Here is a 12,231-nt window from a genome sequence, read left to right on the forward strand (position 1 = left end):
ATCGCTTCGGGTTCCTGATGTCTAATTTCTAATAGAAAAACCTTTCTCATGAAAGAGAAAGGTTTCAGCGTGTAGACAAACCCTCGCATTCGGTGTCAGTCCTGCGCGCTGGTACTCACGAATGTTAATTCGCTCTGTGCCAGTGCTCGTCCTTCCTAGACTTCAAAGGTTTTCTATCACGCTGAAAAGAAGACAAAGGGCTAAAATAAAGTTCATTTTAGCCCTTTGTCAACAATCTGAAATAAAAAACCTTTCTCATGAAAGAGAAAGGTCTCATGAAAGAGAAAGGTTTTTTTGATTAAGCTTCTTCTTGTTTCATTTTTCTTATGTTCCAAGCAAAGTATGCTGTTGTTGCAGCCATCATGATGATGGCTACTGTTCCAAGAATCGCTGCTTGGTGCCATAAATAACTGTTATCACCGCTTGCAATGATCGTTCTAAATCCGTTGATGGTATACGTCATTGGAAGCAGACTGTGAATAACTTGGAAGAATTTTGGTACAAGCTCAAGCGGGAATGTACCCGCACTTGCTGCAAGCTGAAGAACCAAGATAATGACGGCAATAAAGCGTCCTGGGTTCCCCATCGTCGTCGCAAGAAGCTGAATGATCGCTAGGAATGTCAGACTGACGATGATCGCAAAGAGATAGAAGCGCCAGAGGCTTTCCACTTCAAGTCCAAGTCCAAAGATCAGCATGGAGCTTGCAATCACTGCCTGCAAGATACCGACTAAGAAAAGCACACTATATTTGCTGACAAACCATTCAAACGCATTTCTAGGGCGTCCTGCAGGATCTTTCATTGGGAATACAACAGTCAGCATAAGAGCTCCAACAAAGAGTCCCATTGATAAAATATATGGTGTGAGCCCTGTTCCATAGTTATCAATTTTTTTCGCTGTATCATTCTCTGTTTTGACTGGACTTGCAATCATATTGTAGTTGTCCTGCCCCGCATCAATGTCTCCTGTTTCATCTGCAGCGCTTTTTAGCTTATCAGAAAGCTTTCCAGTTCCACTTTTTAAGTCACCTAATCCTTTATCAAGGGATTTTGACCCTTCAGCCAGTTTAGATGAGTTGCTTTGGATACTCGCTGATCCACTTTCTAGTTTATTCAATGCTGCACTAAGCTGGCTTGAACCATTTGCCAGTTTATCCGCACCACTTTTCGCTGTATCAAGCTTTCCATTTGCTGTTTGCAGGCCATCTTGTAATTTCCCTTGGCCCGTTTGAAGCTTCAGTGCACCTTGATACAATTTATTCGTACCGGATGTCATTTGATCAATCGCATTTTGTATGGCGACTGTCGATGTATACAGCTGTTCTGTTTTCTCTGGCAGCTGCTTGACTTGCTGTAGCTGTGCTTTTGCAGATGCAACCGCAGACTGAACTTCACTTGCGTCAGGCAGTTCCTGCAGCGCCGCTAAGCTTTGCTCAAGACCAGACAAATCAGGCAGTTCAATTTTAGGAAGACTGTCTAGCTGATCCATTGCCGCCTTTTTCTCTTCATCTGTCATCGAGCTGTTTTGAATAATACTTTTTACTTTTGCATCTCGATTAGATAATGCTTCTTTTAAAGAAGCAAGTTTGGTACTGAACGTTTTTGCATCTTCTTTCACCTGATCAATCTTAGGCGCCATCTTTTCAAGATTCGCTAATTCAGGTGAAGACAATACTTTCTCCACAGCAGCGATTTTTTCTGAAAATGACTGCGCTTTATTGTTCAGCTGCTCAATGCCTGCTGTGAATTGCGGCATTTTAGAAGAAAGCTGCTCATGTCCTTCACGGCTTGTGTTTAACCCTTCGGTCAATGTATCAATTCCTGTGCCAAGCTCACCAAATTTCTGATCAATCGTTTGATAGCCTGTTAAGAGCTGACCAAGACCGCTATCAAGAGATTGAATTCCAGTGTTCAGTTCACCCATTTTTCCTGCAAACTGATGAACACCTTCGCTATACGTTAACGTTCCTTCTGCCAATTTCGCCAGATTGTCTTTTAACTTTTGGCTACCGTCTTTTGCGCTTTTTGTTCCGTCATCAATTTTCTTCGCTCCATCGCTTGCTTGATCTAATCCTTTTGCAATCGTTTTGAAGTTATCAAAGATGACCTCTGCATAATTTTCTGTGACTTCCTTTGAAACCGAATCTTTTAATTTGATAATGGCGTTATTCGCAATTTGAGACGCAGCATAGTTTGCGCCTGGATTCGTATAATATTTCAGATTCGATTTTTTCGGATGTTTGTCTAGTACTGTACTCGCATTTTTCGAGAAATCTTTCGGAATCTCGACGACGAGATAATAGTCTTCGTTATTTAACCCTTTGATGGCCTTTTCTTCACTATCAACAAAATGCCATTTAAAACTATCGTTTTTCTTCAATTCCTTCACTAAATCATCGCCCACTTGAAGGGTTTTGCCGTCATAATGACTGCCTTCATCCAAGTTGACAACCGCTACAGGTAATTGATCAACTGTACCATATGGATCCCAGTAAGCTTTTAAAAATACACCACTATAAATCAGTGGAATAAATAAGACAGCTAAAATCGGGATCAGTAGTTTTTTGCTCGTCACAATGTCTTTCCATTGATTCCGAATTAAATTCATTGCTGTTTTCCTCCCATTGATGAATGACTAAATTAAGAATTCGGTCATTTGAACTCAAAAAAAATTATGTTGTTGCAGACAGTCCTTTTAGTACATAAAGCTCGAGCGATTCAGCGACCTCTTCTTTTGTTAAAGGCTCATATCGCTTTTCCCAGTCAAAAATAAGTGCAATATATAGTTTCACCATCACAAATGCCGTCAATTCAGGATCACAGGGCTTAATGTCGCCTTTTTCAATCGCTTCTTTTACTTTTGTTTTAATATAGCGAATGATCATCTGCTCCATTTTTTCAATCATTTCTTTCACTGCTGATGTGCCAAGCTCCGCATTTTCCTGAAAGATTTTAATTGTAAGCTGGTGGTTTTTTCGAAATTCTAATATTGCAAAGAGTGCTAAATGAAGGTTTTCTGAGAAACTATTCTTCTCATCTATTGCTTCATCTGCAATTTTCCTCATCTCCATTAACAGTGATGTGAAAATTTCATCGAACAGCTCTTCTTTGTTTTTGAAAAAAGTATAAATCGTTCCTTTTCCAACGTTGGCAAGCTTTGCTACAAGGTCCATTGTCGTGGCTTTATACCCGAACTGGGTAAATGCCTTTGTTGCTCCATCTAAAATCATTTGTCTCCTATCAACACTCATGATCTCACTCCCAAAATGACTATTTGAACGTTTCGGTCATTAAGTACAGAAAGTAATATACCACATCCTTTTCCTCAGATGCAACAACTTTGTTCAATTTTATTATTCACCACTCTTTTCTAAACATACGAACATGAAAAACTCCCTTTCCATGACAGAAAAGGGAGTTTGTTTTTTATGAAAATAGATAAGATACAGCTTCTGAGATGGCAGCTTTTCCTTGATCAATACAATCAGGAATCCCAACACCTTCAAATGCAGCACCCGTGATATAAATACCAGGATATGATTGCTTAAACGTTTCTCGCATCGTCGAAATCTGTTTTTGATGACCCACATGATATTGCGGCATGCTTGTTTTCCAGCGAGTCACTGTCGTCAGCTCTGGATCTGCTTTAATATCCATGATTTTCTTCAAATCCTCCAGCACGATGCTCACGATTTGATGATCAGACTGTTCGACAATTGATTCATCGCCAGCTTTCCCAACGTATGCACGGAGCAATGTTTTTCCTTTAGGTGCAGTGTGAGGCCATTTCTTATTTGTCCACGTACATGCTGTAATGGAGAAATCACTATTTCTTGAGATGACAAAACCAGTACCATCATATTCATTGTGAACATCCTCTTCTTTAAATCCGAGTGCAACTGTTGCAACAGAAGTCGATGTCATGTCATGCAAGTACTCAAGCCCTGCTTCTTTTGGAAACATGGAATAGATCGATTGGTGAGGAGTTGTCACAATGGCAGAATCTGCAAAAAGCGTTTGACCGCTGTCTAATTGAACGCCATAGCCTCCCTCTGCTTTTTCGATCTGGGTCACTTTTGTCCCTTTGTAAATCTTCGTCAGCTTGAGTTTACTTTCGACCGCTTCAACAAGTGCTTGCAGCCCTTGATTGATTGTCTGGAACTGTCCTTGCTTTTTCGCTGTCACTTGTTGCGCTTTTGCATGCTGCTGTGATTTTTTCATCCCAAGAATCAAACTGCGATGCTTCTGTTCTGTTTGATAGAACTGCGGGAAGGTAGACATTAAGCTCAGGCGATCAATGTCACCAGCATAAATGCCTGATAGTAGCGGTTCAATTAAATTCTCCACCACTTCATCACCCACACGTCTTCTAAAAAATTCCCCCAGAGACTGATCTTCCGTCTGTTTGCTTTTTGGCAAAACGAAATCCATCGCTGCACGTGCTTTTCCGGCAACTGAAAAAAGCCCAGTTGTAATGAAAGGACTGATTTGAGTTGGAATGCCCATGACAGCCCCCTTTGGCATCGGATGAAGGGTTTCATTGACTAATACATACGCTTGCCCTGTTTCATTATTGACGAGCTGATCAGATAGACCAACATCTTTTGCCAGCTGGGGTCCACTGACCTTTCTTTCTAAAAATGAATCGGGTCCACGTTCAATGATATAACCGTCTTTATATAATGTTTGAATTTTTCCACCTAGCCTAGGACTCGCTTCAATAAGAGATATTTGGATAGGAAGGCCTTTTTCTTCAATTTCCTTTTCCAAATAGAAGGCGGCGGCCAAACCCGTGATGCCACCGCCAATGATGACAAGGTGTTTTTGATTGTCATGCATAGGATCGCCTTCTTTTATATGATTACTTGCTTTCATTAAGCTTCTTTAATACGACTGCTGCCAGTGCATCAATAAATGCTGGTTTCGCATTTGGCATTTCTGGACGATAGTAGGCTGCACCAATTTCATCCGTGACGACTTTACATTCATAATCATTGTCGTATAACACTTCAAGGTGATCAGCGACAAATCCAACAGGCACGTATACAAATGTTTTATAGCCTTTTTGCTCAAATAGATCACGTGTGAGGTCCTGTACGTCTGGTCCAAGCCATGGATCAGGCGTATTGCCTTCACTTTGCCAGCCAATTTCATAATGCTCAATTCCTGCACCTTCAGCAATCATTTTTGCAGATTGCGCAAGCTGATCAGGGTATGGGTCCCCTGCTGCAATAATTTTTTCAGGAAGACTGTGTGCAGACACAATCAGCACTGCTGAATCTCTTTCTTCCTGACTCATGGATGCATACGTCTCTTTCACTTGTTTCACCCAATAGTCCACAAACTTCGGTTCATCGTACCAGCTTTCAACAGAAGTAATGTTCAGATGGCCAAGCTTTTCTGCTTCATCTTGTGCACGTTTGTTATACGATTTCACACTAAATGTGGAGAAGTGCGGTGCAAGGACAATACTCACCGCTTCTGTGATGCCATCTCGGTGCATGTCAGCGACTGCATCTTCAATGAAAGGCTCAATATGTTTTAACCCAATGTATACATGAAATTCAATCTCGTCTTGGATCTCATTCAAATGTTCACACAAACCATTTGCCTGCTGTTCTGTAATTTTTGATAAAGGAGAAATGCCGCCAATTGCCTTGTAGCGGTCCTTTAAATCTTGCAGCATCTCCGGCTCTGGCTTTCTGCCTCTACGGATATGTGTATAGTAACGTTCAATGTCTTCTTCTTTATATGGGGTGCCATATGCCATGACAAGTAGCCCCATTTTCTTTTTCTCCACAACCAACACTCCTTCAGATCATTTGAAATCATTTAGATGGATGTTTTTTTATGTTTAGCTGAATAATCGTGAATAAAATCTGTCAGCTTCTTTAACGTGTCTGGTGAGACATCAGGAAATACCCCGTGACCTAAGTTAAAGATGAATTGATCTGATTTCATCCCTTGATCTAAAATCGCTGCTGCTCTTTCTTCAATCACTTCCCAAGGAGAAAGTAAAATCGTTGGATCAAGGTTTCCTTGTAACGTTTTTGTTAAGCCTTCTTTTCGCGCTTCGTCTATACTCATACGCCAATCCAGTCCAACGACATCAAGCGGCAAGTCATGCCAATCTTTGGCCAGATGGCTCGCACCGACACCATACATAATCATTGGTACGTTTTCAGACTTCAGCTCTGTGAAAATACGCTGCATGACAGGCTTAATGAACGTCCGGTAATCTGCTGCATTTAAAGCGCCAACCCAAGAGTCGAAGATTTGAAATGCTCGGACGCCTGCTTTTACCTGAGCGCGTATGTATGTGATCGTCATATCGGCTAATTTATTCATCAAAAGCATCCATGTCTCTGGCTCACTGTACATGAGCGCCTTTGTTCTATGATAATTTTTAGATGGACCGCCTTCGATCATATAGCTTGCCATCGTAAAAGGTGCACCTGCGAAACCAATCAGCGGAACATTCAACTGCTCCTCTGTTAACAGCTTGATCGTATCAAGCACATACGGCAGGTCTTCTTCAGGATGAAGCTCTCCAAGACGCTGGATATCTGCCTTTGTCCGAATAGGCGAGTCAATCACTGGTCCAATTCCATTTTTAATTTCAACATCCACTCCAATAGCTGGAAGCGGAGTCATAATATCTTTATATAAAATAGCGGCATCTACACCATATTGTTCTACAGGAAGTCTTGTTACGTAAGCACATAGCTCTGGCTGATGCGTAATTTCAAATAGCCCGTATTTTTCTTTAAGGGCACGATATTCAGGCTGCGAGCGTCCTGCCTGTCTCATATACCAAACCGGTACATGGTCTGTTTTTTCCCCTTTGCACGCCTTTAAGAACGTGTCATTAAAAGCCTTCGTTTTTCCCATTACCTTTCATTCCACCTTTCGCCTCACACTCTCTTTGTATAAGGCTCAAACACTGCTTTTACTATACCGCTTTTTCAAGGCTCGGTATACTAAAGCGGCTCAATGTTCAAAAAATCGCCGAATATTAACGTCCAAAAGCCTCTGGCTTGATATAAGCACTGCCTTCGCCTTCTTCTTGTGTTTGAGTATTGTATGGAACAACCTTATACTGCGCATCTGAAAACACATTTGCATACGGCATTGTGTAGCTGTTAGTTCCTGTTACAGAATCGATCAGGGTCTCGCTTCCATTTCTCTTTTCATAAATACGATATTCAACGCGTTTGTCTTCCTGTTCATCCCATGACAGCTCCAATGTAAAGAGCCCTTTGATTTTAAATGCATACCGTGCTTCAAAGCCTGACAGTCCTTCTAAATGGATTGGCGATTGAAGTTCTTTAATTCCCTCTGGTTTTTGGAATGTTTCATTGGTTATTTGGGCTGTCGTTAAAATATCTTTCATTAACTGCACTGGATACTGACTGCCGCCAGTTAAATAATGACTGTTATCCGTTTTGTCATACCCCATCCAGATTGCCCCTGTTGTACTAGGTGTGTAGCCAGCAAACCAAGCATCTTTCGTTGCCCCTTTGACACCGGAATACGTAGTTGTGCCTGTTTTACCAGCCAAATCTCCAGCGTATGATCCGCTCTGAGCGGTTCCGCCTTTGACGACCTGTTGAAGCATTCTTGTCATATTCCAAGCATTTTGTACGCTAAACACTCGTTCTTCTTTGTTTCGATTTTTTTCAACGGTTTCACCATCATCATTCGTGATTTTCTGAATGAAGAACGGCTTTTTATAGACGCCTTCATTTGCAAATGTATGAAATGCTCCAGCTATCTGCAATGGAGAAACCCCTTTTTCTAACCCGCCAAGCGCTATGGCAAGTCCTTTATCCGAAATATCCATCCCCATTTTCTCAAGATAGGATTTAGACGTATCGATGCCAAGCTGGCTTAACGTCCATACGGCAGATGTATTTTTACTTTTCATGAGAGCCTCTACCATCGTGACCCTGCCCTCGTACTGTCCATCGTAGTTCTTTGGAGAATAGCCGTCATAGCTTTTTTCCTTGTCCTCAAGCAGTGAATACGGTCTGAATTTTTTCTCCTGAATCGCTGGACCATATACTGCGATCGGCTTAAAGACAGAACCAGGCTGTCTAACAGCTGTGACTCTGTTATAGCCTCTTGCCTGATATTCTCGTCCGCCTATTGCTGCTTTTACACCACCAGATGCGTTGTCAATAAACACAGCGCTTCCTTCAGGTGACCCGCTTTTTCCCGGGAAATAACGATTGTTTTTCATTGCATCATAGGCAACTTTTTGCAAATTCATATCGATTGGTACCGTAATGGTATAGCCGCCTTGAAGCAATTGTTCATGCGAAATCGAATACTGTGATTCTGCTTCTTTAATCATGAGATCTACATAACTGTCCACCCAAGGGGTTTCTGATTTCTTTTTTAAATGAATACCAAGTGTTCTTCCTTTTGCTTCAACTGTTTCTGTAGAAGACAAATATCCTTGTTCATTCATTAAATTCAGGATGGTATCCCGTCTTTGTTTATTTTTATCTGGGTGTAGAACAGGGGAATACGTTGAAGGTGCCTTTGGCATGGCAGCAAGTGTAGCTCCTTCACTGACAGTGAGATCTTTTACATCTTTACTAAAATAGTAATTGGCCGCTGCTTGGATCCCATAGACGCCATGACCAAAGTAAAGCTGATTCAAATACATTTCAAGCAGCTTGTCCTTTGAATAATCTCTTTCTAAATTGATCGCAATAATGACTTCTTTTGTTTTTCGAAGAAACGTTTTATCATTTGTGAGAAAGATATTTTTGGCGAGCTGCTGGGTGATGGTACTGCCGCCTTCTACCTTTCCACCTGCTAATATATCTCGATAAACCGCCCTTGAAATCGATTGTGCATCAATTCCGTGGTGCTCATAAAAGCGCTTGTCCTCTACAGCAACAAAAGCTTTCGCCACTTTATCTGGGACCTCTTTTAATGACACAGGGTCCCGATTTTCTGAATACATGCTTGTGAGTTCTTTTCCATTCTGATCAATGATTTTCGAGGAAGCGTGAAAAACGAGCTTCTTCTCATCTATGACATAATGTCCTAAAAATAAAATGGTCAGATAGCCAATAAATGAAAGCACGATTGTACTTCCTGCAATGACTAATGGAATGATTATCTTCTTTTTCTTCAAATTAGGTCACCTCATTCCTTTATACGGATAGTATGGGATGTATTGCTTCATAATATGTTTTATGGATTGACTACCAAAGAATTATATATCATTCTTTTGTTATACTATCAAGCAGGAGGCGGTTTAGATGAATTTCTATATTACATATGGAACAGCAGACTTTTTGCAAAAAATCGCAAAAAAACATCATCTTGAAAATCTGCTTTATACGGTCGGTAAGGAACAAGCGGCTCTTTTTCATGAAACGGAGGGTGAGACAGTCTTTAAAGCACCCCATGCCTATGATGTGATTTATACAAAAGGTGAGCTCGTCCAATCTGGCTTTGTCACGCTGAATCATATCCCTGTAAAGCTCGAAAGCAGAGCACTTTTTGAATCCACCTTTCAGAAAAAAACAAACATGTCAGAACACCAGCGCGGCTTTCAGGCGCTTCGTGTGTTAAGACCAAAAAAGGATGAAGAGGTGTACTTAATTTTGACCCTTTGGGAATCTGAAGACTTATTTCAAGACTTCCAAGAGTCAGAAGCGTTCTTTCAGCCGCACGAGGATACTGGCTCCATCTTCTCTCGTCCTGCCTATCTGACATCCTATCATGCCGTCATAGACCATTAAGGAAGTGCTGCTTTTCGCACTTCTTTTTTTCATAAAAAAAAGCCCTTCTGCTGGGCTTTCAACGCTTATCTCTAAGCTCGTACCGATGAATGATTGGCTGAAGTACATAAAAATTCAGCAAGATCCATCCTAATAAGATTGGCCATTTGAGCATAGGTGAAGCACCTTTCATCTGAATAAGTAGTACCAACAGTGGAATCAAACAAATCATCAAAAAGCTCATCTTCGAAACGAACGTTTCTTTGATTTGATGCCGGCAGCTTGGACAAAGCATCATTCTCGTATGCGATAAATGAAATTTTTCGACGAAAGAAAATGCTTTTGAACAATTTGGACAGCTTCCCAATGCCACTCCCCCTTTTTCAAGCTTCATACTTAACCTTCGACTTTTATGTAAAATGACCTTTTCTGTCATTCTCGACATCCTCTTCTGTTGAAAGATTCTAACAATTACCATACAATCAGTAAAAGAGCCTAAAGGAGGTTTTCGGATCAATGACAGTATCCACTTTACACAAAAGGATCAATGAACGTCTTGATGAACATTATGAGGAAATGGTTGAAATTAGACGCCATCTCCATATGAATCCAGAACTTTCTTTTCAGGAAGAGGAAACCGCTGCTTACATCGCTCAATATTATGACAGATTACATATCCCAACACGCACACATGTAGGCGGACATGGTGTACTCGCTTTTATTGAAGGAGCTTCCCCTGGACCGACCATTGCACTGAGAGCTGATTTTGATGCACTTCCCATTCATGATGAAAAGGATGTACCTTACCGTTCAACAAAACCTGGCGTCATGCACGCATGCGGTCACGATGGCCACACAGCAACACTTCTCGTCTTAGCGAAGATCTTACATGAGCACCGAGATCAATTAAAAGGAAAAATCGTCCTCATTCATCAACACGCTGAAGAATATGCCCCCGGTGGTGCGAAACCAATGATTGAAGATGGCTGTTTAGACGGTGTTGACGTCATTTTCGGCACCCACCTTTGGTCCTCAGAGCCATGCGGCACTGTTCTTTATAAAAGCGGGAACTTTATGGCAGCCGCCGATCGTTTCTCTATTCAAGTGCAAGGTAAAGGCGGACATGGCGCACAGCCGCACCTGACGAAAGATGCCGTACTCATCGGTTCACAAATTGTAGCCAATCTTCAGCAGGTCGTGGCCCGTAAAGTCAACCCGATTGATTCTGCAGTGGTTTCTGTAGGGGGATTTGTCGCTGAAAATGCCTTTAATGTCATTGCAGATTCGGCCGTGCTAACAGGTACTGCACGTTCCTTTGAAGAGAGTGCACGCCATATCATTGAACGTGAAATTGAACAGGTGGTGAAAGGTGTCTGCCACATGCACGATGCCTCTTATACTTATGAATATATAAGAGGCTATCCTGCAGTCAAAAATCACTCTGCACCAACTGAATATATAACAGAAATAGCCAAACAGACAGAAGGAGTCACAGAAGTAAAAGAAGCCGAAACCCAAATGGGAGGAGAAGACTTTGCTTACTACCTTCAGCATGTTCCTGGTACTTTCTTCTACACAGGCGCTATGCCAGAAAACAGCCAAGATGTGTATCCACACCACCATCCGAAATTTGATATTAACGAAAACGCAATGCCTGTCGCAGCAAAGGTACTCGCTCATGCCGTCCTTTCCTACGATGAATGAAAAAAAGCCGCTGCCCAACAGCGGCTTTTCTATTTCAATTCTTTCAACACACGCAAGTGAAACACATGGCGTGCGACTTCACCAAGCTGTCCTGTCAGCTGATGATTTGCCACCCCACCAACAGCGGCACCGACCACAGGCATTAATTGAAACAGCTTCACAAGGTCAATATAATCTCGATATTCCTGCTGAAAGCTATACCAATCCATTTCTTCCCGGGTTGTTTCCCATTCTTCAATGAGTTTCATCATTTTTTGACGGTGTGCGCTGCTTGAAAAGGCGAGTTGAAAAATACAAAGCAAAAAGAGCCTTTCCTCTTTTTGAGACAAATCAAATCCATATATACAAGCAAGCTCATAAAGACATTTCATTTTAATACTCAAAAGGAGAGGGAAATCCGCCATTCCGAGAAACAATCCACCCGCACCTGTGCCAATTCCTTCAATCGCAGCGGCCTTTTGATAATATGTCACCTTTTCCTTTGCCAGCTCATTTCGCTCTACAAGAGACAATTGTTCATCAATGACTGTAAATGAAGTAAAATGGCTTCCTGATACGGTGGATTCAACCATTGTTTTCACCGCACTTGTGATGACTTGATGAAATCGAGCAGGGATTCGGCGATTCACTTGCTGCTGAACACCTTTTGAAAACCGCTCGATCTTGGATGGTTTTCTTAAAAAACGCATTTGAAAAAAAAATGGCCTCTTCATACAGTTCCCGTTCAGCTGCATTCATCCCAATTCCCTCCTTGGTGACATCATACACACGCTGTAAAAAATGC

10 protein-coding genes are annotated in these 12,231 nt (G+C 41.6%); 2 read left to right on the forward strand and 8 right to left on the reverse strand.

Annotated elements, in window-relative coordinates:
* Positions 1-298: 298 nt before the first annotated feature.
* From MHI20_RS15180 to MHI20_RS15205, 6 genes are all read right to left on the reverse strand, one after another.
* Positions 299-2,608, reverse strand: coding sequence for a YhgE/Pip domain-containing protein (locus tag MHI20_RS15180; RefSeq protein WP_193804202.1), 2,310 nt, complete (start codon positions 2,606-2,608; stop codon positions 299-301).
* Between the two features lie 64 nt (positions 2,609-2,672).
* Positions 2,673-3,251, reverse strand: coding sequence for a TetR/AcrR family transcriptional regulator (locus MHI20_RS15185; RefSeq protein WP_007497184.1), 579 nt, complete (start codon positions 3,249-3,251; stop codon positions 2,673-2,675).
* A 175-nt stretch (positions 3,252-3,426) separates the two neighbouring features.
* On the reverse strand, positions 3,427-4,839 hold the full coding sequence (gene hemY / locus MHI20_RS15190) for a protoporphyrinogen oxidase (RefSeq protein ID WP_008348859.1): 1,413 nt from the start codon (positions 4,837-4,839) through the stop codon (positions 3,427-3,429).
* Between the two features lie 22 nt (positions 4,840-4,861).
* On the reverse strand, positions 4,862-5,800 hold the full coding sequence (hemH, locus tag MHI20_RS15195) for a ferrochelatase (protein WP_017366949.1): 939 nt from the start codon (positions 5,798-5,800) through the stop codon (positions 4,862-4,864).
* Positions 5,801-5,832: 32 nt separating this feature from the next.
* A complete protein-coding gene (gene hemE, locus MHI20_RS15200; protein WP_073415410.1) occupies positions 5,833-6,891 on the reverse strand; it encodes a uroporphyrinogen decarboxylase in 1,059 nt (352 codons plus the stop codon).
* Positions 6,892-7,015: 124 nt separating this feature from the next.
* Positions 7,016-9,151 (reverse strand): transglycosylase domain-containing protein, encoded by a 2,136-nt coding sequence (locus tag MHI20_RS15205; protein ID WP_340939535.1) that lies wholly within the window; start codon positions 9,149-9,151, stop codon positions 7,016-7,018.
* 127 nt (positions 9,152-9,278) lie between these two features.
* On the opposite strand from MHI20_RS15205, the gene MHI20_RS15210 reads away from it, so the two are divergent.
* Positions 9,279-9,764 carry an antibiotic biosynthesis monooxygenase family protein gene (locus MHI20_RS15210; protein WP_007497177.1) on the forward strand — a complete coding sequence of 162 codons (486 nt, stop codon included), beginning with the start codon at positions 9,279-9,281 and terminating at the stop codon, positions 9,762-9,764.
* A gap of 58 nt (positions 9,765-9,822) precedes the next feature.
* Here the strand turns inward: MHI20_RS15210 and MHI20_RS15215 are convergent, their stop codons facing one another.
* Positions 9,823-10,116 (reverse strand): hypothetical protein, encoded by a 294-nt coding sequence (locus MHI20_RS15215; RefSeq protein WP_224562986.1) that lies wholly within the window; start codon positions 10,114-10,116, stop codon positions 9,823-9,825.
* 143 nt (positions 10,117-10,259) lie between these two features.
* On the opposite strand from MHI20_RS15215, the gene MHI20_RS15220 reads away from it, so the two are divergent.
* Positions 10,260-11,447 carry a M20 family metallopeptidase gene (locus MHI20_RS15220; RefSeq protein WP_100325424.1) on the forward strand — a complete coding sequence of 396 codons (1,188 nt, stop codon included), beginning with the start codon at positions 10,260-10,262 and terminating at the stop codon, positions 11,445-11,447.
* Positions 11,448-11,476: 29 nt separating this feature from the next.
* Here the strand turns inward: MHI20_RS15220 and MHI20_RS15225 are convergent, their stop codons facing one another.
* On the reverse strand, positions 11,477-12,181 hold the full coding sequence (locus MHI20_RS15225; protein WP_340939539.1) for an EcsC family protein: 705 nt from the start codon (positions 12,179-12,181) through the stop codon (positions 11,477-11,479).
* Between the last annotated feature and the right edge of the window lie 50 nt (positions 12,182-12,231).

This window comes from Bacillus sp. FSL K6-1106 (genome assembly GCF_038005245.1).
In the GTDB taxonomy this organism is placed as follows: domain Bacteria; phylum Bacillota; class Bacilli; order Bacillales; family Bacillaceae; genus Bacillus; species Bacillus altitudinis.

Coding starts and splice junctions, on each gene's coding strand:
- MHI20_RS15180 (WP_193804202.1), bottom strand. CDS start 2,608: ATGAATTTAATTCGGAATCAATGGAAAGACATTGTGACGAGCAAAAAA.
- MHI20_RS15185 (WP_007497184.1), bottom strand. CDS start 3,251: ATGAGTGTTGATAGGAGACAAATGATTTTAGATGGAGCAACAAAGGCA.
- hemY (WP_008348859.1), bottom strand. CDS start 4,839: ATGCATGACAATCAAAAACACCTTGTCATCATTGGCGGTGGCATCACG.
- hemE (WP_073415410.1), bottom strand. CDS start 6,891: ATGGGAAAAACGAAGGCTTTTAATGACACGTTCTTAAAGGCGTGCAAA.
- MHI20_RS15210 (WP_007497177.1), top strand. CDS start 9,279: ATGAATTTCTATATTACATATGGAACAGCAGACTTTTTGCAAAAAATC.
- MHI20_RS15220 (WP_100325424.1), top strand. CDS start 10,260: ATGACAGTATCCACTTTACACAAAAGGATCAATGAACGTCTTGATGAA.
- MHI20_RS15225 (WP_340939539.1), bottom strand. CDS start 12,181: ATGCAGCTGAACGGGAACTGTATGAAGAGGCCATTTTTTTTTCAAATG.